This window comes from Aquisalimonas asiatica (genome assembly GCF_900110585.1).
GTDB classification, from domain to species: Bacteria; Pseudomonadota; Gammaproteobacteria; order Nitrococcales; family Aquisalimonadaceae; genus Aquisalimonas; species Aquisalimonas asiatica.
Genome location: NZ_FOEG01000002.1, coordinates 59,152 through 81,284, shown reverse-complemented (window position 1 = coordinate 81,284; position 22,133 = coordinate 59,152). Strand labels below are relative to the sequence as shown.

At 67.5% G+C, this 22,133-nt stretch carries 16 protein-coding genes; 8 read left to right on the top strand and 8 right to left on the bottom strand.

What is annotated here, in order from left to right; genetic code table 11:
- Nucleotides 1–11 precede the first annotated feature (11 nt).
- Entirely contained in the window at nucleotides 12–1,208 is a 1,197-nt protein-coding gene (gene malE, locus BMZ02_RS05080) for a maltose/maltodextrin ABC transporter substrate-binding protein MalE (protein ID WP_091640556.1), read from the bottom strand.
- A gap of 253 nt (nucleotides 1,209–1,461) precedes the next feature.
- Between malE and BMZ02_RS05075 the strand changes: the two genes are divergently transcribed.
- A complete protein-coding gene (locus BMZ02_RS05075) occupies nucleotides 1,462–2,949 on the top strand; it encodes an alpha-amylase (protein ID WP_171909817.1) in 1,488 nt (495 codons plus the stop codon).
- 51 nt (nucleotides 2,950–3,000) lie between these two features.
- Here BMZ02_RS05075 and BMZ02_RS05070 read toward each other — a convergent pair whose 3' ends face one another.
- The 5 genes from BMZ02_RS05070 to zwf are packed head-to-tail and all read right to left on the bottom strand — an operon-like array spanning nucleotide 3,001 to nucleotide 8,954.
- Nucleotides 3,001–3,954 (bottom strand): carbohydrate kinase family protein, encoded by a 954-nt coding sequence (locus BMZ02_RS05070; RefSeq protein ID WP_091640553.1) that lies wholly within the window; start codon nucleotides 3,952–3,954, stop codon nucleotides 3,001–3,003.
- A complete protein-coding gene (gene pgi, locus BMZ02_RS05065; RefSeq protein WP_091641790.1) occupies nucleotides 3,951–5,615 on the bottom strand; it encodes a glucose-6-phosphate isomerase in 1,665 nt (554 codons plus the stop codon). The genes BMZ02_RS05070 and pgi overlap by 4 nt, the downstream gene beginning before the upstream one ends.
- A gap of 38 nt (nucleotides 5,616–5,653) precedes the next feature.
- Nucleotides 5,654–6,532: an aldo/keto reductase gene (locus tag BMZ02_RS05060; RefSeq protein WP_091640551.1), complete on the bottom strand. Its 879-nt coding sequence runs from the start codon at nucleotides 6,530–6,532 to the stop codon at nucleotides 5,654–5,656.
- Nucleotides 6,532–7,491, bottom strand: coding sequence for a glucokinase (glk, locus tag BMZ02_RS05055; RefSeq protein WP_091640549.1), 960 nt, complete (start codon nucleotides 7,489–7,491; stop codon nucleotides 6,532–6,534). Before glk ends, BMZ02_RS05060 begins: the two co-directional genes overlap by 1 nt.
- A gap of 5 nt (nucleotides 7,492–7,496) precedes the next feature.
- The gene (gene zwf, locus BMZ02_RS05050; RefSeq protein WP_091640548.1) at nucleotides 7,497–8,954 is read right to left on the bottom strand and encodes a glucose-6-phosphate dehydrogenase; all 1,458 of its coding nucleotides are present in this window, start codon (nucleotides 8,952–8,954) and stop codon (nucleotides 7,497–7,499) included.
- A gap of 409 nt (nucleotides 8,955–9,363) precedes the next feature.
- Here zwf and BMZ02_RS05045 point away from each other — a divergent pair, with 409 nt between their 5' ends.
- Nucleotides 9,364–10,569 carry a maltoporin gene (locus tag BMZ02_RS05045; protein WP_091640546.1) on the top strand — a complete coding sequence of 402 codons (1,206 nt, stop codon included), beginning with the start codon at nucleotides 9,364–9,366 and terminating at the stop codon, nucleotides 10,567–10,569.
- 95 nt (nucleotides 10,570–10,664) lie between these two features.
- Here the strand turns inward: BMZ02_RS05045 and hexR are convergent, their stop codons facing one another.
- Both hexR and pgl read right to left on the bottom strand, forming a co-directional pair.
- Nucleotides 10,665–11,513, bottom strand: a complete 849-nt coding sequence (hexR, locus tag BMZ02_RS05040) for a transcriptional regulator HexR (RefSeq protein WP_091640544.1) — start codon at nucleotides 11,511–11,513, stop codon at nucleotides 10,665–10,667.
- Nucleotides 11,514–11,591: 78 nt separating this feature from the next.
- Nucleotides 11,592–12,311: a 6-phosphogluconolactonase gene (gene pgl / locus BMZ02_RS05035; RefSeq protein WP_091640542.1), complete on the bottom strand. Its 720-nt coding sequence runs from the start codon at nucleotides 12,309–12,311 to the stop codon at nucleotides 11,592–11,594.
- 239 nt (nucleotides 12,312–12,550) lie between these two features.
- On the opposite strand from pgl, the gene edd reads away from it, so the two are divergent.
- The 6 genes from edd (at nucleotide 12,551) to malT (ending at nucleotide 22,026) form a co-directional block, all read left to right on the top strand.
- Entirely contained in the window at nucleotides 12,551–14,413 is a 1,863-nt protein-coding gene (edd, locus tag BMZ02_RS05030; RefSeq protein ID WP_091640541.1) for a phosphogluconate dehydratase, read from the top strand.
- Nucleotides 14,413–15,087 (top strand): bifunctional 4-hydroxy-2-oxoglutarate aldolase/2-dehydro-3-deoxy-phosphogluconate aldolase, encoded by a 675-nt coding sequence (gene eda / locus BMZ02_RS05025; protein ID WP_281244306.1) that lies wholly within the window; start codon nucleotides 14,413–14,415, stop codon nucleotides 15,085–15,087. Before edd ends, eda begins: the two co-directional genes overlap by 1 nt.
- 23 nt (nucleotides 15,088–15,110) lie before the next feature.
- Entirely contained in the window at nucleotides 15,111–16,127 is a 1,017-nt protein-coding gene (gene gap, locus BMZ02_RS05020) for a type I glyceraldehyde-3-phosphate dehydrogenase (RefSeq protein ID WP_091640538.1), read from the top strand.
- Between the two features lie 40 nt (nucleotides 16,128–16,167).
- The gene (gene pyk / locus BMZ02_RS05015) at nucleotides 16,168–17,613 is read left to right on the top strand and encodes a pyruvate kinase (protein WP_091640536.1); all 1,446 of its coding nucleotides are present in this window, start codon (nucleotides 16,168–16,170) and stop codon (nucleotides 17,611–17,613) included.
- On the top strand, nucleotides 17,614–19,236 hold the full coding sequence (locus tag BMZ02_RS05010) for an alpha-amylase family glycosyl hydrolase (RefSeq protein WP_091640535.1): 1,623 nt from the start codon (nucleotides 17,614–17,616) through the stop codon (nucleotides 19,234–19,236).
- A gap of 72 nt (nucleotides 19,237–19,308) precedes the next feature.
- A complete protein-coding gene (gene malT, locus BMZ02_RS05005; protein ID WP_091640533.1) occupies nucleotides 19,309–22,026 on the top strand; it encodes an HTH-type transcriptional regulator MalT in 2,718 nt (905 codons plus the stop codon).
- Nucleotides 22,027–22,133: the final 107 nt, after the last annotated feature.

Genomic DNA, 22,133 nt, shown 5'->3' with positions numbered 1-22,133 from the left:
GCGTACCGCGCTTACTGCTGCATGCGACGGGCCGCGGTATCCAGGGCCTCCCGGACATCCTGCCGGCCGCTGCCGATGTTCTGCAGCGCGGGCTCCATGGCCGACCAGAACGCTCCCATCTCGGGTACGTTCGGCATGGGCATGCCGAGCTCCGCGTTCTCCAGCGTTGCCTTGATCCGTGGATCCTCCTCCAGTTCGGCCTGATACGCCTTGTGCGCCACCGCGCCCAGGGAGCCGTCGCTGTTGAAGGTGCGCATGCCGTCCTCACTCAACAGGTAGTTCTCCAGGAACTCCACCGCGATCAGGTCGTTGGGCGAGGCGGAGTTGACCATGGCCGCCATCACGCCAAACATGGGCCGGGCGCGCTCATCCCCGACCTTTGGAAGCAGTGCCACTCCGTAGTTGATGCCACTCTGCTCCAGATTGCTCCACGCCCACGGGCCACTGATCATGGTGGCCACTTCGCCGCGATTGAAGCGGGCATCCATGGCACCGTAGTCGGTGCCGCTTGGCAGCACGTCCTGCTCGATCAGGTCCCGCAGCAGCTGTGCGCCCTTGACCGCGCCGTCGCTGTTGATGCCGATATCCGACGTGTCGAAGCCGTCTTCGGTCTCCTGGAAGACGTAGCCGCCGTTGGCTGCCAGCAGCGGCCAGGTGTAATAGGTGTCGCTGTAGTCCCAGAGAATTGCCTTCTTGTCCTGCTTCACCAGCTCCTCGTCCAGGGCGATGAGCTCGTCGAAGCTCTCCGGGGCGGTGTCGACAATGTCCTTGTTGTAGATCAGCCCGATGGACTCGACGGACACGGGGTAACCGTAGATATCGCCATTCCATTGCACGGCATCCCAGGTGAAGTCGAAATAGTTGCCCCGGAAGCTGCTGGACGGCGACAGCGGCTTCAGCAGCCCGCTCTGGGCCCACTCGCCCATACGGTCGTGGGCCCAGATGACGATATCCGGCCCCTGGCCGCTGCCGGCGGCCTGCTGGAAGCGGTCGGTAATATTGTCCGGGTGCTGCACCCGGACTTCGATACCGGTGTCCTCTTCGAACTGACGGGCGACGTCGCGGATGCCGTCCTCGCCCTTGTTGTCACCCATCCACACGGTAATGCGGTCGTCGTCAAAGGCAACAGCCGCCTGGGACAGGCCGAGCCCGGTACCCAGGCCGGCAGCCAGCAGGGGAAACAGAATGCTGCGGCGGTTGATGGACATGGGGTTCTCCTCCTCGCTTCTCTTCTGATCGCAACAGGCGTGGGCCACGCATGCGGGGCTCCGCCTGAAGGTGTGGTGGCCTACAGAGTCCCCGAATCTGCGCCTACCGTCCTCCTCCCCCTGGACCGGTTCCATGGCGTATTCGCGGGGCGTAGCCGGGCCGGACCGAGCTGCGCCCCGGGATGAGCCCGGGCGCCGCCGCGCCGGGTACTGTCGAGTGCAGATTCCACGAACACCAAAGGAGGAGAAGACAATGCGTGGCATTCATGGACACTCACTCGTTGCCGGCGCGGTGTTTCTCGCCGGACTGGCCGGGGCGCCCGCCCTTGCCGCGGAGCCGGCGGATGCAACCCGTCTTGGCAGTCCGCAACCGGTGATGGTGCACCTTTTCGAGTGGCGCTGGGACGACATCGCTGCCGAATGCGAGGATTACCTGGGGCCGACGGGGATCGACGCGGTGCAGGTCTCCCCACCCAACGAGCATATCGTACCGGGCGGCGTGGAGGGGGCATGGTGGGCGCGGTATCAGCCCGTGAGCTACGAGGTGACGTCGCGGAGCGGCGACCGGGAGGCATTCGAAGCCATGGTCCGCCGGTGTGACGCTGCCGGCGTCGGTATTGTCGTGGACGCCGTGATCAACCACATGGCGGCCATCGGCGAAGGGGAAGGCATTGCCGGCACGTCCTATTCCGAGTTCCGGTACGGTGATCTCTACTCCAGGGACGACTTCAACCACTGCGACCGCTACGACGACGACCACATCCGCGACTATCAGAGCCGCTACGAGGTGCAGTACTGCCATCTGCTGGGCCTGGCCGACCTGGCCACCGGTGAAACGCACGTGCGCGCGCGTATCGCCGATTACCTGCAGACACTGGTGGACCTGGGGGTTGCCGGCTTCCGTATCGACGCCGCCAAGCACATGCCGGCGGAAGACGTGGCCGCCATCATTGATCGGCTGGACGGCGAGCCCTACATCTTCCAGGAGGTCATCGACCCAGGCGATGAACCCATCACCAAGTGGGAATACCAGGGCATCGCCGCGGTGACCGAGTTCAACTATCCCCACGAGGTGGCGACCGCCATCGAGGAAGGCGCGTGGGACCGGCTGAAGCATGTGGGTGAGGGGGATGCCTGGCTGAAGAGCGACTCCGCCCTGGTGTTCGTCGACAACCACGACAACCAGCGCGGCCACGTGGGTGGCGGCGTGCTCATGCACCGGGACGCGGCTTACCCGCTGGCGCTGGCGTTCAAGCTGGCGTGGCCTTACGGAACGCCAAAGCTCATGTCGAGCTTCGCGTTTGAAGACGGCGACCAGGGGCCGCCATCCGACCCCGATGCGGGGTGGGCCACGACTCCGGTGCATGGCGACGATGGTATCGGCTGCCTGGACCCTGACGACGACCCGAACGAGGGCTGGGTCTGCGAGCACCGCTGGTCGGAGGTAACGGCCATGGTTGGTTTCCGCAAGGCGGCCGGTGATGCGCCGGTGACGCACTGGCAGCAGGACGGGGCGACCCGTATCGCGTTCTCCCGTGATGATGCCGGCTTCCTGGCCATCAATGGCGGGGACGACGAATGGGACGCCCGGTTACAGACCGGGTTGCCCGAAGGGGCGTACTGCAACGTGCTGGCGGCGGATTGCGACACGCCCGTGCACGTGGGTGGCGACGGCGTCGCCGAGGTGGCAGTGCGCGGCATGGACGCGGTTGCACTGCAGGTGAATCGCACGGCCGAGTAGGTGATGAGCGCGTGCGGGCCGCCGCGCTGCTGCCCGCACGCGCTCAGGTATTCAGAATCGCACGTCCGCGGTCGTCGGCAGGGCGGTGTACGCCCCGGGGCGTGTGACCGCGTGGGCGCCACAGCGGCACGCCACGTCGACCATGGCGCGCAGTCGCCCCGCGTCACGATGCCATGGTGCATCGATACCGTCCCGGGCCAGCATCGCCAACAGGCCGCCGGTAAAGGCATCACCGCCGGCGGTGGTATCCACCGCCTGCACCGGCGGGGGCCGCTGCACAAAGCCCAGCTCCGCCGTTCGAACGTCGACGGTGCCGGGGCCATCCGTGACGATCACGAGCCGCACACCGGCGTCGAAGCGATCCCGGAACCAGGTATCCACCGGTTGCTCGCCCCGTAGCGCGTCCAGCTCCTCCCGCCCGAGTTTCACCAGCGCTGCCCGGTCCAGGAGTCGGGTGACGCGTCTCGCGTCCGCCTGCCCACCGGGCCAGAGGTCATGGCGCAGGTTGACGTCCACGCTGATCAGGCAGCCTGCCGCCGAAGCCTGTCCGACGATGGCGAAGGTGGTCTCCGCAATGGCCGGTTCGGTAAGGCTGTTGCTGCAACAGTGCAGGATGGCCCGGACGTCGAACACGCCGCCGGGAAGGTGGTGCGGGCGGTACAGCAGGTCTGCGGCGGGTGGGCGGTAGAAGTCGAAGGTGCGCTCGCCGCTGGCGTCCCGGGAGACGAAGGCGAGGGCGGTGCGCGCCTCGCCGGTACGCGCGATGCCGCTGGTATCCACCCCGTGACGGGTCAGCTCCTGCACCAGGAAGTCACCGAAATAGTCCGCCCCCACCATGCCGAGGAATCGACTGGGGACACCCAGCCGTGCGCAGGCGACTGCCACATTGGCGGGCGCTCCACCGGCGTAGGGGGTGAATGTCTCCGTCTCGCTGTCCGCTCCGTCACCGAGGCGGCTGGAGAGCATGTCCACCAGCGCCTCGCCGAACGCGATGACCGGGGTCACGACTTCTTGCCCTGGCGCTTTCCCGGTCGTTGCGACGGCTTTTCTGTCCGGCCACCGCCCGCCTCGCGGTCGTTGCCGAAGCGCTCGCGCACCAGGTGCAGCAGCCCCTGGGTGGAGGGGTCGAAATCGGTGACGTTGGTGTCGATGCGCTCGCTGATCTCGCCGGCGATGCGCTTGCCCAGTTCCACGCCCCATTGGTCGAAGGAGTTGATGTTCCAGATCACGCCCTGGACGAACACCTTGTGCTCGTAGAGCGCGATCAGGGCGCCCAGGTTACGGGGGGTGAGCTCATCCAGCAGCAGCGTGCTGGAGGGGCGGTTGCCCGGGCAGCTGTACGGGTCCAGCCGGCTGCCGGTCTGGCTGCCCTCCATGAAGGCGTTGGCCTGGGCGAGCATGTTGGTGAGCAGGGCGAAGTGGTGCTCCTCGAAGCCGGGCTCGGGTTTCAGCGAGGCGATGAAGTCGATGGGCACGTAGCGGGTGCCCTGGTGCAGGAGCTGGAAGAAGGCGTGCTGGCCGTTGGAGCCGGTCTGCCCCCAGACGATGGGTCCGGTCTTGTAGTTCACCGGGTGGCCGAAGATGTCCACCGACTTGCCGTTGGACTCCATGTCCAGCTGCTGCAGGAACGCCGGCAACTGATGCAGCGCCTGGTCGTAGGGGACGATGGCGTGCGTCTCCGCCCCCACGAAGTTGATGTACCAGATGCCGATCAGCGCCATCAGCACCGGCATGTTCTCGGCGTTGGGCGCTTCCAGGAAGTGGCGGTCCATCTCGTGGGCGCCCCGGAGCATGTCCATGAAGCCCTCGAAACCGATGGCCAGGGCGATGGGCAGGCCAATGGAGGACCACATGGAGTAGCGCCCGCCTACCCAGGCCCAGAACTCGAAGATGTTCTCCTCGCGGATGCCGAACTCCCTGGCCGCCTTGCGGTTGGTGGAGGCGGCGACGAAGTGGGCGCCGATGTCGGCATCCTCGCCGGCGTTCTCCAGGAACCAGCGCCGGGCGGTGCGCGCGTTCAGCAGCGTCTCCTGGGTGGAGAAAGTCTTGGTGGAGACGATGAACAGCGTGGTTGCCGGATCCAGGTCCTTGAGGACTTTCTGGATGTGGGTGCCGTCCACGTTGGAGACGAAGTGGAAGTTCAGCGCCGGGTGGCGCTGGTCCAGCAGCGCCCGGCAGGCCATGTTGGGGCCGAGGTCCGAGCCGCCGATGCCGATGTTCACCACGTCGCGGATGCGCTCGCCGCTGTAACCGGTCCACTCGCCGCTGCGCACGGCATCGGAGAAGCGGTGGATCTGCTCCCAGGAGCGGTGGATTTCCGGCATCACGTCCTTGCCGTCGGCGTGGTAGACGGGCTGGTCGCTGACGTTGCGCAGGGCGGTGTGGAGCACCGGCCGGTCCTCGGTGACATTGATGATATCCCCGGAGAACATCTGCGCGCGCCGCTGCACCAGGGCGGAGTGGTCGGCGAGCTCCAGCAGCTTGGCGAGCACGGCGTCCGAGATCTGGTGCTTGGAGTAGTCCAGAAACAGCCCGCCCACGCGCAGGCTCATCTTGTCGAAGCGCTCGGGGTCGGCGGCGAAGTAGTCGCGGATGCGGTCGTGCTCGGTCTCCTGCTGCAGGCGCTGCAGGGCCTGCCAGGTCACGCTGCGGGTCAGTTGAAACATGGTGTGTTGCTCCGATTCATGATGCTGTCGCCGGCCGCTCATGCCACGGGCTCGCCCCGGGCCTGCTCCAGCAGCGCGAACCAGGTGGCTCGCGTCATGGGCTGCCCGGTGGAGCCTAGCAGTTCGTCGATCCGTTCGGGTCGCAAGGTGCCGATCACCGGCAACGGGCGGCCGGGCAGGGTGCGCACCCAGTCGAGTGCGATGGCGGCGGCTGTACTGTTCCATTCCCCGGCGAGGCGCTCAAGCATGGCGCCGGTGTGCCCCTGAAGGGCGGCTCCGCCGCCGAGGGGTGACCAGGCCATGGGCTGCAGGCCGTCTGCCAGCAGGGCATCGTAGTCGCCGTGGAACAGGGGGGATGTGCGTGCCAGCGAGAGCTGCAGCTGGTGGCCGGCAAGCCGGTTGCGCATGGCGCCCTGCAGGCGCCGCCACTGCTCCGGCCCGAAATTGGACACGCCGGCCGCACCGATCTTGCCCGCAGTGATGGCGTCGTCCAGTGCCCGGCCCGTGGCCTCGGCATCCAGGAGCGGATCCGGCCGGTGGATCAGGAAGTGATCGACATGCGCCACGCCCAGCCGGTCCAGGGCGGCATCAATGGCCCGGGTGACGTGGGTTGCCGACGTGTCGTAGTGCTTGACGCCGAAGGGCGAACTGTCGCGTCCCTCGGGCACGATCCCGGTCTTGGTGACGATGCGCACCTGCCGGGCCAGCGCCGGGCGGTGGCGCAGTGCCTGGCCGAACAGGCGCTCGCCGGCCCCGTCGCCGTAGATGTCGGCGTGGTCGAACCAACACAGCCCCTGCTCCAGCCGTGCCTGGATCCAGTCCGCCAGGCGCTCCGGCCGGTGCAGTTCCGGGCGCTCATGCAGGCGCATCATGCCGAGCAGGAACGGCGTGTCCGGCCACAACGGTGACGCGGCCATCAGGCCACCTCCTCGTTGTGGAGCGCTTCGGCGGCGCCCAGCAGGCCCGTCCACTCGGCGGTGACCACGAGGGTGGGAATGCCGGCGGTGTAGTCGCTCATGCGGCCCTTGTCCGTGAAAGCCGCGCGGAAGCCGCTGCCGGGCAGGCGGTCCAGCAGGCGCGGCACGATGCCGCCGCCCAGGTAGACACCGCCCCGGGCGCCGAGGGCCAGGGCCGCGTCGCCGCAGACATCACCCAGGATCTTCAGGAACCGGTCCACCACCGCACTGGCGACGGGGTCGCCCGCATCGGCCCCGGCGGTGACCTCCGCCGGCGCGGTGTAATCGGGTGTCAGGCCGTTGATCTGCGTGTGCGTCCGGTACAGCTCCAGCAGACCCTGGCCACAGAGAATGCGCTCCACCGAGACGCGCCCGTAGCGGCTGCGGAATGCCCGCAGCACCTCGGTTTCATAAGCGTCCGTGGGGGCGAAGGCTACGTGGCCGCCTTCCGTGGTCAGCGGAATCCAGTTGCGGCGTCCTGGCACCACGCCGGCCATGCCGAGCCCGGTGCCCGGGCCGATCACCAGGCGGGCGCTGGCCGGGTCCGCCTCGCCCCCGCCGATGGGCACCAGCTGGTCGGCAGCGACATGGGGCACCCCCAGGGCCTGGGCGGTGAAGTCGTTGATGACCTTGAACCGCTGCAATCCCAGCTCCGCCTGGACGGCCCGGCGGGAGAACCGCCAGTGGTTATTGGTCATGCGGATGGCATCGTCGTGGACCGGGCAGGCGAAGGCAAGGCACGCCTCGTGTGGCTGGTCGGCGTCGACATCGCCGAGGTAGGCATGCACCGCGTCGGTGATGCCGGCGAAATCGGCGCAGGGGAGAGCGCGGATCGCCTCGGGCTGCACCGCGCCGGGTGCCACCAGCGCGAACCGCGCATTGGTGCCGCCGACATCACCGATGAGGGCGTGCCGCGCCATGGCGGCTACGCCTCCTCGTGCCAGCAGTAGCCGCCCCGGCCGACCAGGGCGCTGGAGGCCGCCGGGCCCCAGGTGCCGGCGGTGTAGGTCTTGGGCCTGTCACCGTGCTGTTCCCAGGCGTCGAGAATGGGCTCGATCCAGCGCCAGGCGGCGTCCACCTCGTCGCGGCGCATGAACAGCGTCAGCTTGCCGCGCAGGCAGTCCATGAGCAGCCGCTCGTAGGCGTCCGCCTTGCGCGTGGTGAAGGTCTGGGCGAAGTCCAGGTTCAGGGCCACGGGGCGCAGCTGCATGTCGTCGCCGGGGGCCTTGGCCATGAGGTAGAGCTCTACGCCCTCGTCCGGCTGCAGGGTGATCACCAGCCGGTTCGGCATGGGCATGGAACTCTCGCTGAAGATGGAGTGGGGCACTTCGCGGAAGTTGACCACCACCTCGGCCACGCGCTCCTGCATGCGCTTGCCCGTGCGCAGGTAGAAGGGCACGCCGGCCCAGCGCCAGGTGTCGATCTCCGTTTTCAGCGCCACGAAGGTCTCGGTGGTGCTGTCCGGGGCGACGCCGTCTTCCTCCAGGTAACCGGGGACGGAGGTCCCCTCGATGGCGCCCGCCTTGTACTGGCCCCGCACGCTGTTCTCGATGGCGCTGCGGCCCGTGAGCGGGTGCAGCGCGCGCAGCACCTTGAGTTTCTCGTCGCGCACGGCGTCCGGGTTGATGCTCGTGGGCGGCTCCATGGCGATGATGCACAACAGCTGCAGCAGGTGGTTCTGCACCATGTCGCGCAGGGCGCCGGTGCCCTCGTAAAACGAGCCGCGGCCTTCCACGCCCACCTGCTCGGCCAGGGTGATCTGCACGTCACGGATGCTGGAGCGGTTCCACAGCGGCTCGAACAGCGCGTTGCCGAAGCGCAGGGCAATGAGGTTCTGCACCGCCTCCTTACCCAGGTAGTGGTCGATGCGGTAAATCTGGTGCTCGGTGAAGACCCGGGCCACCTCGCGGTTGATGTGCTCGGCGCTGTCCAGGTCGTGTCCGAGGGGCTTCTCCAGCACCACGCGGGCGTTCTCCGTGGCCAGGCCAGCGGCGCCCAGGTGATGGCAGATGCCGGTGAACAGCGCCGGCCCGGTGGAGAGGTAGAACACCCGCGTGCGCTCCGGGTAGGCGCCCAGCAGTTCGGCCAGCGGCAGAAAGTCCGCCTCCCGGGTGGCGTCCACGCGGATGTAGTCGAGCCGCTCCGCGAAGGCGGCCCAGACCGTGTCCGAGAATGCCTCGCCCACGTACGTCCGGCACGCCTCCCGCGCGTTAGCCACGTAGTCATCGCGGCTGATGTCGTGGCGCGACGCGGCGATGATGCGCCCCTCGGCACACAGGGCGCCGTCCTGGTGCCGGTGGTACAGCGCCGGGATCAGCTTGCGCATGGCCAGGTCGCCATTGCCGCCAAAGATGACCATGTCGAACGGTTTGACTTCGGACACGTGGGTCTCCTCCGTGATCCTGCGGCTCGCGCCTCGTGTGGTCAGGCGTCATCCAGTCGGGATTCGGTCTGATGTGGCCGCGGTGATTCTTGGTTGACTGGATTTGTAGCAAAACTACAGGAGGAATGAAAGGGCGCCTTCTCCGGAGAATCTCCACCCTCTGCTGCTTGTTGCCGGCCTACGCCCCCAGCTTACGCCTGTTTCCTCCTACTGAGGGAGGACGACGTGAACACCGCGATGAACAACCCTGATTGTCAGCCGGTGCTTGCCCGGATCGTTGGTCGAGTTCGGCAGCGCGGTTTGTAGTTATGCAACACGACGGGTCCGTGCCCTGGGTTCACGGGCGCGTCGCAACGACAAGCCACTTCCGGATGTGGCAAGAACGAGAGTAACGACAGGAGGAGAAGCCATGACAAGGCTCCGCAAGGGGATGCTGCCGGCGGCAGCGGTCGTGTCGGCAGCATTGTTCGCCGAGGGGGCGCTCGCCGTGGATTTCAGTGGCTATATGCGCTCGGGTATTGGTGGTAATTCCAAGGGGGGTGACCAGACCTGCTTCCAGGTCGATGGTGCCAGCAGCAAGTATCGTCTCGGCAACGAATGCGAGACCTATGGCGAGCTCAGTCTCGGGACCAACGTCTGGGAGGGCGAGGAAGGCGAGTACTTCCGCATGAAAGCGACATTCGCTTTCGTTACCGAGCAGCAGCAGGACTTCGAGCTGCTGGAGGACGACAACGAATGGGCCAATCGCGAAGCCTACGTGGAGGCGGGTAACCTGTTCGGTGGGCGGTTGTCGGATGCCCGGTTCTGGGCGGGCAAGAAGTTCTACCAGCGCCACGATGTTCACATCACCGATTACTACTACTGGGACAACAGCGGCCCTGGCGCCGGTATCAGCAACGTCGACGTGGGAATCGGCAATCTCTCCTACGCCTACCGCCGGAATACCGAATCCGACGACGTCGCGTTCGAGAACCATGATCTGCGCCTTGCCGACATTGCCGTGAACCCGGGGGGCTCCCTGGAGCTGGGTCTGATCTACGGCCGTGGAGACGACAGCAGCGGTGACGACGTCTACGCAGACGGCTGGCTGGCGACGGCGCAGCATACCCAGAGCATGATGGGCGGTTTCCACAGGGTTGCGCTCCATTACGGCGAGGGAACGTACGGCACGGGCAATTTCGCCCTGGCGTTCCCGCCAGGCGATGCCTCGGGCGGCGACACGGTCTGGCGCGTTGTGCAGCAGCTTCAGTACCAGCTCAGTGACAACTGGTCCGGCATGTTCACGGCTGTCTACGAGGACCAGAACGACCGCCAGACGTGGTACTCGGCAGGGGTTCGGCCCATTTATCACCTGAACCGGTACGTGGATCTGGTCACGGAAGTGGGCTACGACCGTGTCGACCCGGATGATGGCGATGCGCGCCATCTCACCAAGGGGACCTTCGCCGTGCAGTTGAGCCCGGAGATGAGCTTCTGGTCGCGGCCGAATCTGCGCGCCTTCGTCACCTACGCCAACTGGAACGATGCCGCGGCGGACGCAGGGACCGGCGGCGATGTCTTTGCCGACAGTACTGATGGCGTGACCTACGGCTTCCAGGCCGAAACGTGGTGGTGATTCCCCCCTGATCGCATGGATGCGTCATGCACCACCCGCTTGTGCGGAGGCGTCGCCGGCGTCCTCCGCACCGTTGTGTGCGTGAGGCGCGTCCGTCAGCTCGTGCCGCTGTCCTGCACCCGCTTCTCCGCCAGATTGCGCTTGGTCTTCTCCAGTGACGCGGCCAGCTCCGGTCCGCGCTGCAGGGCAACGCCCACGGCGAGAATGTCGCAGATGGTCAGGTGGGCGATGCGGGAGGTCATGGGTGTATAGGTGTCGGTGTCTTCGTTGACGTCGGCGTAGAGGGCGACGGTGCTGCAGTTCGCCAGCGGCGAGCCGCAGGCGGTGATGGCGATGACGTGCGCCCCCGCCTCCAGGGCCAGCTCGGCGCTGCGGATGAGCTCGGCCGACCGCCCCGTGTGGGAGATGGCGACCACCACGCTCTCCGGCGGCAGAATCGCCGCGGACATGCCGTGGGTATGTGCGTCGGAGTAGGCGATGGTGGGTACGCCGAGGCGGAAGAACTTGTGCTGGGCATCCTGGGCGACGATGCCGGATGCGCCATGGCCGTAGAACTCGATCCGCGGTGCGGCGGCGAGCAGGTCGATGGCCCGTTCCACGCCGTCGGTGTTCAGGTGGTTGCGCGCCTGCACCAGCGTGGCGATGGCGCGGTCGAACAGCTTGGCCGAAAGCTTTCCGGCGCTGTCGCCGATGTCCACGCCGCTGGAGATGTAGGGGATGTCGCTTGCCAGGCTTCCCGCGAGCCGGAGCTTGAAGTCCTGGAAGCCCGTGCAGCCGATGGCCCGGCAGAAGCGGATCACCGTGGGTTCACTGACACCGGCCTTTTCCGCGATGGCGGCGATGGACGCGCTCACCACCGTTGCCGGATGGTCCAGCACCAGGTCAGCGACTTTCTGTTCCGAGCGCCGCAGTTCCGGGTGCAGCGCCTTGATTCTCGTGAGCATGATCGCGTGTCTGCGTGCCGTGGCCAGAGCCGTTTGCAGGGGTGCAGACCGAGTATATCACCCGGCCCGCACGGCGTTTCAGGGTGCCCAGTAGACGTGTACCGGTGTGTGGCGCTGATGTAGCACGGCGCGCACGGGCATAGCGAAGGCGTCGTCGCCCGCCAGGGCCTGCTGATAGACGTCCCACTTGTCAGCGCCGGTGATATGCAGGATCAGCCGGTGCGTATTGAGCAGCGCCGGTAGCGTCAGGCTCATGCGTGCGTGGGGCGCGGTCTCCGGCGTGACGGGAATGCACAGCGATCCACAGTCCGGGTCCAGCGCCGTGGCCAGGGCCGGGGCGTGGGGGAACAGGGAGGCCGTGTGGCCGTCGCTGCCCATGCCCAGTATCACCGCATCCAGGGGCCAGGGCAGGCCCCGCAGTCGCTCTTCGCACTCCCGCGCGCCGGCTTCGGGCGATGGCGCCGACGTCTTGAGCGGGATGAAACCGGCGCCGGCGGCATCGCCCCCGAGCAGGGTCTCGCGAACGAGGCGTTCGTTGCTGTCGTCGTGGTCCGGGGCCACCCAGCGCTCGTCCGCCAGGGTGACGTCGATACGCGCCCAGGGGAGGTCCCCGGTGCCCAGTGCGCGAAAGAACGGAACGGGGGTGCTTCCGCCCGAGACGGCCAGGGTGGCCCGCGGCGCCCGGGAGAGGCCGTCCAGCAGGGTGGACGTGACGGTCCGGGCGAGGTCGGCCGCAAGGGCGTCGCGGTCCTCGAAGCAGTGCTCAATCGGCGGGGCGGGGGTGTCTGCATGGGTCATGAGCGTGTATCCCGAGGTGGTTGGTGAAGCGTGTTTGTAGCAAGACTACAAGACCGGGGTGCGCTTATCCACGGTCGAGCGCCATTCCTGCGCCTTTCCGGGTGGGGGCGGGTCGTCCAGGTCAGCGCCTCCGGGTTTGATGTGCTTGCGTTCGGTGACATCCCGTTCTAGCATGTAGTAAAGCTACATAATCAGTCGGCCGCCTTCAAGGCCGTGTACGCAGGAGGAGGACGGGAGGCATGCCCCAGCTCAACGAGACCCTGGTCCGGGTGACCGAGCGCGTTACGGAGCGCAGCCGTGACACGCGCCGGGCGTACCTGGACGCGGTCACCCGCGCCGCGGATGATCAGCCCCAGCGCGGCACCCTCTCGTGCACCAACCTGGCCCACGGCTTTGCGGCCTCACCGGAGTCGGACAAGGACGCGCTCAAGCAGATGCACTGGCCCAACCTGGCCATCGTCTCCGCCTACAACGACATGCTCTCCGCCCACCAGCCCCTGGGCGCCTTTCCCGGCGTCATCAAACAGGCGGCGCGCGAGGTGGGTGCCACGGCGCAGTTCGCCAGCGGCGTGCCGGCCATGTGCGACGGCGTTACCCAGGGGCAGCCGGGCATGCAGCTGTCGCTGTTCAGCCGCGACGTGATCGCCATGTCCACGGCCGTGGCGCTGTCCCACAACATGTTCGACGCCACCCTGTGTCTGGGCGTGTGCGACAAGATCGTGCCGGGGCTGCTGATCGGTGCCCTGAGTTTCGGCCATCTGCCGACCATCTTCGTGCCCGGTGGCCCCATGCCGTCCGGGTTGCCGAACCAGGAGAAGGCGCGCATCCGCCAGGAGTTCGCCCAGGGGAAGATCGGCCGCGACGCGCTGCTGGAGGCGGAGAGCCAGTCCTACCACAGCCCCGGCACCTGCACCTTCTATGGCACCGCCAACAGCAACCAGCTGGTGCTGGAGTTCATGGGCCTGCACCTGCCGGGCTCTGCGTTCGTGAACCCCGATACACCCCTGCGCTTTGCGCTCACCGCCGAGGCGGCGCGCCGGGCGGCGGGCCTGACGCGCCTGGGTGGCGACTACACGCCCATCGGCCGCGTGGTGGACGAGAAAGCCGTGATCAACGGCATCGTCGGCCTGCTGGCCAGTGGCGGCTCCACCAATCACACCATGCACCTGGTGGCCACGGCCCGTGCCGCCGGCATCATGGTGGACTGGGACGACTTCGACGCCCTGTCGCGGGCCGTGCCACTCATGGCCCGCGTCTACCCCAACGGCGAGGCGGACGTGAACCACCTGCACGCCGCCGGCGGCACCGGGTTCATGATCCGTGAGCTGCTGGACGCCGGTCTGCTGCACGAGGACGTGAGCACGGTCATGGGGCCGGGGTTGCGGCATTACACCCGTGAGCCGTTCCTCGATAACGGCCAGGTGGTCTGGCGCGAAACGCCTGCGGTCTCGGGTGATCCGGCGGTGCTGCGCCCCGTGGCCAACCCCTTTGATGCGGAGAGCGGACTGCGGCTGGTGTCCGGCAACCTGGGGCGTGGCGTGATCAAGACCTCTGCGGTCAAGGACGCCCACCGGGTGGTGGAAGCGCCGGCGCGGGTGTTCTCCAGCCAGGATGCGCTGATTGCCGCCTTCAAGGCGGACGAGCTGACCGGTGACATGGTCGCCGTGCTGCCGTTCCAGGGCCCGCGTGCCTGCGGCATGCCGGAGCTGCACAAGCTCACGCCCACTCTGGGTGTGCTGCAGGACCGGGGGCACCAGGTGGCGCTGGTCACCGACGGGCGTATGTCCGGGGCCTCCGGCAAAGTGCCCGCAGCCATCCACATGTCGCCGGAATGCCTCGGCGGGGGACCGCTGGGCAAAGTGCGTGATGGTGACATGATCCGCCTCGACAGCCGCTCCGGGGTGGTCGACGCACTGGTGGATGCCGATGAATGGGCGCGCCGTGACGTTGTCACGCCGGATCTGGCACCCGAGCACACCGGTCTTGGCCGGGACCTGTTCGATACCTTCCGTGCGACGACTTCGAACGCCGAGTCCGGCGCCATGAGCATCATGCTCGCCGGTGCCCTGCGTGCGCCCACGGCGGAAGAGGAGGTGCAGTGATGGCCCTTGATGGAGAGCCGGCCCGGGCAGCACGGGAGCGCGGGACGATGGACATGCAGAGCATCATGACGGCCGCCCCGGTGATTCCGGTGCTTCGTATCGACGATCCGGTGCACGCAGCGCCGCTTGCCCGGGCGCTGGTGGATGGCGGCCTGCCGGTGCTGGAGATCACGCTGCGCACGCCGTGTGCCATGGACGCCGTCGCCGCCATGATTCGCGAGGTGCCGGATGCCATCGTCGGTGTCGGCACGATTCTCCAGCCGGAAGATATGCGTCGGGCGGCGGATGCCGGCGCGGCCTTTGCCGTGAGTCCCGGCCTGACGCCGGCCCTGGTCGAAGCCGCCCGGGATAGCGGTTTGCCCTTTCTGCCGGGGGTGATGACGCCCGGCGAAGCGATGCAGGCGCGGGAGTACGGGTTTCGCGCGCTCAAGCTTTTCCCCGCCGAACAGGCCGGCGGCGTGCCGATGCTCAAGGCGCTCGCCGGACCGCTTCCGGATCTCACGTTCTGCCCCACGGGCGGCGTGACCCAGGTGTCGTTCACCGACTACCTGGCGCTACCCAACGTCGCCTGCGTGGGCGGCTCCTGGCTGGCGCCGGCGGACAGTGTCGCGGCCGGGGACTGGGAAGGGATCAAGGCGCTGGCGGCTGCCGCAGCCGCATCGGCGCACATCTGAGACAGAGTCGAGGAGAGACCATCATGACCTATCGCATTGCCATCAACGGATACGGGCGCATCGGCCGCAACGTGCTGCGGGCGCTGTACGAGAGCGGCCGCACCAACGAGATGGAAATCGTCGCCATCAACGACCTGGGCGATGCCGCGACCAATGCCCACCTCACCCGCCACGACACCGTGCACGGCCGGTTCAATGCCGATGTGCAGGTGGACGGCGACGACATGGTCGTCAACGGCGACCGCATCCGAGTCGTGGCCGAGCGCGACCCGGCGAACCTCCCCTGGCGGGAGCTGGGTATCGACGCGGTGATGGAGTGCACGGGGCTGTTCACCAGCAAGGCCAAGGCTGCGGCCCACCTGGAAGCAGGTGCGCGCAAGGTGGTGATCTCGGCGCCGGGCGGCAGCGACGTGGACGCCACGGTGGTCTACGGCGTCAACGACAGCACGCTCACCGCCGATCACCAGGTGATCTCCAACGCCTCCTGCACCACCAACTGCCTGGCACCGGTGGTGAAGCCGCTGCACGAGGGCATCGGTGTCGAGCACGGGTTGATGACCACCATCCACTCCTACACCAACGACCAGGTGCTCTCGGACGTCTACCACTCGGATCTGCGCCGGGCGCGCTCGGCCACCCAGTCCATGATTCCCACCAAGACCGGTGCCGCGGCGGCGGTGGGGCTGGTGCTGCCGGAGCTGGACGGCCGGCTGGACGGTTTTGCCGTGCGCGTGCCCACCATCAACGTCTCGCTGGTGGATCTCACGTTCACCGCGTCGCGCGAGACCACGGTGGAAGGGGTGAACAGTGTGCTGCGTCAGGCCGCCGAAGGGTCGCTCAAGGGCATTCTCGCGGTGAACGATGAGCCGCTGGTGTCCATGGATTTCAACCACGATCCGGTATCCTCCACCTATGATCCGTTCATGACGCGGGTCTCGGAAGGCCGGTTGGTGAAAGTCTGCGCCTGGTACGACAATGAGTGGGGGTTCTCCAACCGCATGCTCGACACCACGCGGGCCTTGCTGGACGCCGCCGGCTGAGGGCGGCGGAGCGATCACAAGGAAAACGGAGGAGATACCCATGCCGCGCCGTACCAAGATTGTCGCCACCCTGGGGCCGGCCACCGATGCGCCCGGCGCGCTGGAGAAGATCATCCACGCCGGCGTCGATGTGGTTCGCCTGAACTACTCCCACGGCGCCGCCGCCGACCACCAGGGGCGGGTCCGCGCGCTGCGCGAGGCCGCCGAGCGGGTGGGGCGGGACGTGGGCGTACTGGCCGACCTGCAGGGGCCCAAGATCCGCGTGGATCGCTTCCGTGACGGTGCGGTGACCCTGGAGGAGGGCGACGCCTTCTGCCTGGATGCCGAGCTGGCCCCGGACGCCGGCGACCACCACCAGGTGGGCGTGGCGTACAAGAACCTGCCCAACGACGTGGGGCCTGGCGACCTCCTGCTGCTGAACGACGGGCTCATCACCATGCGCGTCGAAGAGGTGGCCGGCTCCCGCGTGCACTGCCGTGTGGAGCTGGGCGGCGAGCTGTCCAATAACAAGGGCATCAACCGCCAGGGCGGCGGCCTCTCCGCCGACGCACTCACCGACAAGGATCGGGACGATCTGCGGTCCGCGGCGGAGCTGGGCGTGGACTACATCGCCGTCTCCTTTCCCCGCTCCGCGGCGGATATCGAGCTGGCGCGTTCGCTGCTGAAGGAGGCCGGCTCCGACGCCGGCATCGTCGCCAAGATCGAGCGCGCCGAAGCGGTGGACGCCATCGACGAGATCACCCTGGCGTCGGATGCCGTGATGGTCGCCCGCGGCGATCTGGCCGTGGAGATCGGCGACGCCGAGCTGCCGGGCGTGCAGAAGCACATCATCGCCACTGCCCTGCGGCTGAACCGCTCCGTGATCACGGCCACGCAGATGATGGAGTCCATGATCGAGCACCCCATGCCCACCCGGGCCGAGGTGCTGGATGTGGCCAACGCCGTCATGGACGGCACCGACGCGGTGATGCTCTCCGCCGAGACCGCCGCCGGCAAGTACCCGGTGCGCACCGTCGAGGCCATGGCCCGCGTGTGCGTGGGCGCCGAGGCGCAGGTGACCACCCAGCGCTCCACCCATCGCATGGACTCGGACTTCGAGCGCATCGACGAGGCCATCGCCATGGCCACCATGTACACCGCCAACCACCTGCACGCGGACGCCATCATCGCGCTCACCGAATCCGGCGCCACCACCCTGTGGATGTCGCGCATCAGCTCCGGCATCCCCATCTACGCGCTCACCCGCCACGAACGGACCCGGCGGCGGGTCACCCTCTATCGGGACGTCTATCCCGTGGCCTTCGACATCATGCACACCGACCCGAATCACGTGATCGCCGATGCACTGGAGACCATGCGCGCCAGCGGGGCCGTACACGACGGCGACACCGTGATCGTCACCAAGGGGGATTTCACCGGCATTCCCGGCAGCACCAACACCATGCGTATCGTGCGTGTGGGTGAGGAATTGCAGCGGGGGCGGTGAATGCGAACCGGCCGTGATGACTGGTGGCGGGGAGCCGTCATCTATCAGATCTACCCGCGCAGTTTTGCCGACAGCAACGGTGATGGCATTGGCGATCTGCCGGGCATTACCACGAAGCTCGACTACGTGGCGGATCTGGGCGTTGACGCCATCTGGCTGTCGCCTTTCTTCCGCTCGCCCATGAAGGACTTCGGCTACGATATCTCGGATTACCGGGATGTGGATCCGCTTTTCGGAACGTTGCAGGACTTCGATGCGCTGGTGGCCAGAGCCCACGAACTGGGCCTGAAGGTGATGATCGACCAGGTGCTCTCCCACAGCTCGGATCAGCACCCCTGGTTCCAGGAGAGCCGGCAGGACCGCACCAATCCGAAGGCGGACTGGTACGTATGGGCGGACCCGAATGCAGACGGCACACCGCCGAACAACTGGCTGTCCATCTTCGGCGGCAGCGCCTGGCAGTGGGAGCCGCGTCGTCGCCAGTACTACCTGCACAACTTCCTGGCCAGCCAGCCGGACCTCAACTTCCACAACCCGCGGGTGCAGGACGCCGTACTGGACGACGTGGCGTTCTGGTTGAAGCGGGGTGTGGACGGGTTTCGGCTGGACGTGGTGAATTTCTATTTCCACGATGCACAACTGCGCAGCAACCCGCCGCACCCGGACCCGGCCTCCAGCACGACCGCGCCGCCGGATAACCCTTACGTATTCCAGCAGCACCACTACGACAAGACACAGCCCGAGAACCTGGCCTTTCTGCGCCGCTTCCGCGCGTTGCTGGACCACTACGGCGCCCGCGCGTCCGTCGGCGAGATCGGCGCCGACGATGCCGTGCAGGTGATGGCCGACTACACCGGCGGCGGCGACCGGCTGCACATGGCCTACACGTTCGAGATGCTGGGGGAAGCCAGCACCGCGGCTTACCTGCAGCGGGTCATGGAGGAGTTCGAGGCACGTATCGGTGATGGCTGGCCCTGCTGGTCCACCGGCAACCACGACGTGCCCCGCGTGGCCACGCGCTGGAGCGGCGGGCAGCCCACCGATGCCAGGCTTCGTGCCTACATGGCCACGCTCTTGTCCATGCGCGGCAGCGCGTGCATCTACCAGGGCGAGGAGCTGGGGCTGGAGGAGGCGGAGCTGCGCTTTGAGGAATTACAGGACCCCTACGGCATTCGCTTCTGGCCGCGTTTCAAGGGTCGCGATGGCTGTCGCACGCCGATGCCGTGGCGGGCGGAAGCCCGCCACGCCGGGTTCTCGGACGTGCCCCCCTGGCTGCCCGTGCCGGAGCAGCATCGCGCCTGCGCCGCCGACACCCAGTGCGGCGTTGATGACTCCGTGCTGACGCACTACCGGCGGTTCCTGCACTGGCGTCGTGCCCAGCCCGCCCTGCGAATCGGAGAGATTCGCTTTCTGGAGGCACCGGACGACGTGCTGCTGATCCGGCGTTTCACTGACGACCAGGACCTTCTGGCCGCGATCAATCTCTCCGATGCCGCGGTCCGGTTGCCCCTTCCGCCTTGCGGTCGCGTCCAGGCGCTGGACGGGCACGGTTTCGTCGGTGAGTGCGATGGCACGATGATCCACCTGCCGCCGTGGCAGGCGTGGTTTGGCGAGATGGTCTGATACCGCGGTTTCCCGCGAATGGCCGTAAACCGGCATACTGCCCCGTATAAGAACACAGCAGGCTGATGCGCCATGCGAATCATCGAGGAGAAGCTCACGCCGCCTCCGCTGCCGCCGTCCGTGGTGGCGCGGGAGCGGCTGAACGCACATTTCGTGCTGGATGAGCGGGTCCGGTTGCAGGTGGTGCAGGCCCCGTCCGGCTACGGCAAGACCACGCTGCTGGCCGAGCGGCTGACCGCCCTGGAGCAGCCCGCCGTGTGGCTGCGGCTGGACGCACGCGACGACCGCCCGGAACGCTTCGCCTGTTACTTTCAGGCCACCCTGGAGCGCCTGTTTCGTGACCATCTGGGACGTGAGCCCGGAGCGCTTGATCTCGGCCTCGGGTTCGACGACGCCGTGGAGGAGTGGCTGGCCTGTCTGCCTGACGAAGCCGCCAGTTGCCGGCTCGTGATCGACGAGTTCGAGCATCTGCACGACCCGGTCATTATTGAAGGGCTGCGCTACTGGCTTCGGCACCAGCCGCCGTGGCTGACCCTGACCGTGATCTCGCGGACTTTGCCCGAGCTGGGTATGCCCGCCCTGCGGCTGCGGGGCGAGCTGGAGGAAATCGGCATGGACGCCCTGGCCTTCGACCTGGAGGAGGCCCAGACCCTCTGCGCCGAGCAGCTCAGTTTTCCGCCCACCCGCGTCAGTCTGGATCGGGCGCTGCGCCGGACAGAGGGCTGGGTGATGGCACTGAACTGGCTCGTGGAGCGCACGACGACACGCGCCGGTTTCGACACGCTGGTGGATCGTCTCGGGGGCGCCCACCCGGACTTCGTCGCCTGGTTTGACGAGCTGCTGAGGCGGAACCTGGGTGACGACGACCGCCATCTCCTGCTGCAGCTGGGCGTCCTGGAGCGTTTCTCCCCGGAGCTGGTCGCGCGGCTGCTGGAAGGGGATCGTGTCACCCAGCGGCTGGACCGTCTCGAGCAGGCCGGACTGTTCATTACCCGACTCGATCCCCACGGCCAGTGGTGTCGTTTCCACACCCTGTTTTCCCAGTACCTCCACCACCGGCGCCACGAGCTGAGCCTGGATAGCCAGCGGCAGCTGCACCGCCGCGCCAGCGAGGCGTGGCTGGCGCTGGGGGATACCGCCATGGCGCTGGCGCAGGCGATACAGGCCGATGACCCGCACGCATTGGCGGGCATGATCGAACAGCGCGGCCCCGAGCTCATCGCCGAGGGCCACTTCGCGTTACTCGAACGCGCGCTCGAGGCGCTCGGTGAGCCGCGCATCAGCGAGTCACCCCGGTTGACCCTGGTCCTCGGCTGGGTGACCCATGCGCAGCAGGAGTTTGCGCGAACGGAACGCTGCATCAACTGGATCGAAGCGGAGCAGCATAAGCCCGAGTGGTCCGAGTTCGCCGCAGAGTTCGCCACCCTGAGCGCCCAGCTCGCCATCAATCAGGGGGATGCCGCGCGCGCCGCGCCCCTCGCGGAGAAGGCGCTGACCTTGCCGGCCCGCTACCTGTGGGCCACCCCCATGCGCGCGGCGGCCATTCTGGGCGAGGCACAGTTCGTCATGGGGCATCTGGAGGAGTCGCTGGCGCGGGTGCGCGAGGTGGAGCGGGAGGCCGAGCGCATCGGCCACGACCAGCTCAAGCTCCACACCCTGTGCCAGCAGTCGGAGGTGCTGGTGGCGCAGGGGCGGCTGCAGGCCGCCTTCGACGTGCAGGAGCGCGCATTCGCCCACATGGAAACCACCGGCCTGGACCACGTCCCCATGGCCGAGTTTCTGTACCGCATCCGCAGCCAGCTCCTGTGGGAGTGGTACCGCCTGGACGAAGCCGAGCACGCGGCCCTGCAGGGCATCGCAGTGCTTGATGCCCAGGGCGAGCGATGGGCACTTCAGTGTCATACCTGTCTGGCCAATGTCGCCCAGGCCCGTGGTGATGAAACCCAGTGCGCGGACCATATTCGTCGCATCCGCAAGGGGCTGGCGGAAGGCGATTATCACATCGACTGGTTGACGAACGCCCATGCCACACTGCTCACCTGGTGGGAATCCACCAACGATATGGAGGCCGTTGCCCGCTGGCTGCAGGAAGCGCCACCGGCCGAGCCGGAGCGGGCCACCAACCACTTCGCCCAGTGCAACGTGCGCAACCGGGCGCGGGCGCTGACGTTGCTGGGCGAGTACGCGCAGGCCGAATCGCTGCTGAATGCGCTGGAGGGCGAGGCGGCCCGCCTCGGGCTTGTGACGGACGCCAATCGCAACCGGATCGCCCTGGCGGCACTCGCCTGGGCCCGGGAAGAGACCGAGACGGCCCTGGGTCACACCGCACAGGCCCTGGTCCAGGCGGGGCGCACCACGGTTATGGGGAGCTTCCTGCGGCTGGGGCAATCGTTGCGGGATCTGCTCGCCGGGGTGCTCGCCGAATGGGATGCGGATGACCTCACCCGCGCCCGCGCCGAGCGGTTGCTGGAGATGGCGGGCCGGCAGCACGAGTTCGGCCATGCCATGCGCCTGATGCTGGATGAGGACATCATCGCCGACATCGTTGCCCGCCCGGACGTTCCCGAGCTGATCCGCACCTCTCCGCTGACCCGGCGGGAGTGGCAGATCCTGGGGCTCATCTACGCCGGGCTGTCCAACGAGCAGATTGCCGAGCAGCTTACCGTGGCGCCTACCACCATCAAGACCCACATCCGCAGCTTGTACCAGAAGCAGAACATCAGTTGCCGGGAAGAGGCCATCGCCTTCGCCGGCGATCTGCTTAGTCGCGTCGAGGGTGTTACCCCCTGACCCCCTCCCGGGGCGGCCGCGTCTCTCATCCCCCCGGCTACGCCTCCACGCCTCGACGCCGGAGGATTCCCCGGGCCGGGGAAGGGCGGACCATAGGCTCCAGATGA

Coding starts and splice junctions, on each gene's coding strand:
- malE (WP_091640556.1), bottom strand. CDS start 1,208: ATGTCCATCAACCGCCGCAGCATTCTGTTTCCCCTGCTGGCTGCCGGC.
- BMZ02_RS05075 (WP_171909817.1), top strand. CDS start 1,462: ATGCGTGGCATTCATGGACACTCACTCGTTGCCGGCGCGGTGTTTCTC.
- pgi (WP_091641790.1), bottom strand. CDS start 5,615: ATGTTTCAACTGACCCGCAGCGTGACCTGGCAGGCCCTGCAGCGCCTG.
- BMZ02_RS05060 (WP_091640551.1), bottom strand. CDS start 6,532: ATGGCCGCGTCACCGTTGTGGCCGGACACGCCGTTCCTGCTCGGCATG.
- glk (WP_091640549.1), bottom strand. CDS start 7,491: ATGGCGCGGCACGCCCTCATCGGTGATGTCGGCGGCACCAATGCGCGG.
- BMZ02_RS05045 (WP_091640546.1), top strand. CDS start 9,364: ATGACAAGGCTCCGCAAGGGGATGCTGCCGGCGGCAGCGGTCGTGTCG.
- hexR (WP_091640544.1), bottom strand. CDS start 11,513: ATGCTCACGAGAATCAAGGCGCTGCACCCGGAACTGCGGCGCTCGGAA.
- pgl (WP_091640542.1), bottom strand. CDS start 12,311: ATGACCCATGCAGACACCCCCGCCCCGCCGATTGAGCACTGCTTCGAG.
- edd (WP_091640541.1), top strand. CDS start 12,551: ATGCCCCAGCTCAACGAGACCCTGGTCCGGGTGACCGAGCGCGTTACG.
- eda (WP_281244306.1), top strand. CDS start 14,413: ATGGCCCTTGATGGAGAGCCGGCCCGGGCAGCACGGGAGCGCGGGACG.
- gap (WP_091640538.1), top strand. CDS start 15,111: ATGACCTATCGCATTGCCATCAACGGATACGGGCGCATCGGCCGCAAC.
- pyk (WP_091640536.1), top strand. CDS start 16,168: ATGCCGCGCCGTACCAAGATTGTCGCCACCCTGGGGCCGGCCACCGAT.
- BMZ02_RS05010 (WP_091640535.1), top strand. CDS start 17,614: ATGCGAACCGGCCGTGATGACTGGTGGCGGGGAGCCGTCATCTATCAG.
- malT (WP_091640533.1), top strand. CDS start 19,309: ATGCGAATCATCGAGGAGAAGCTCACGCCGCCTCCGCTGCCGCCGTCC.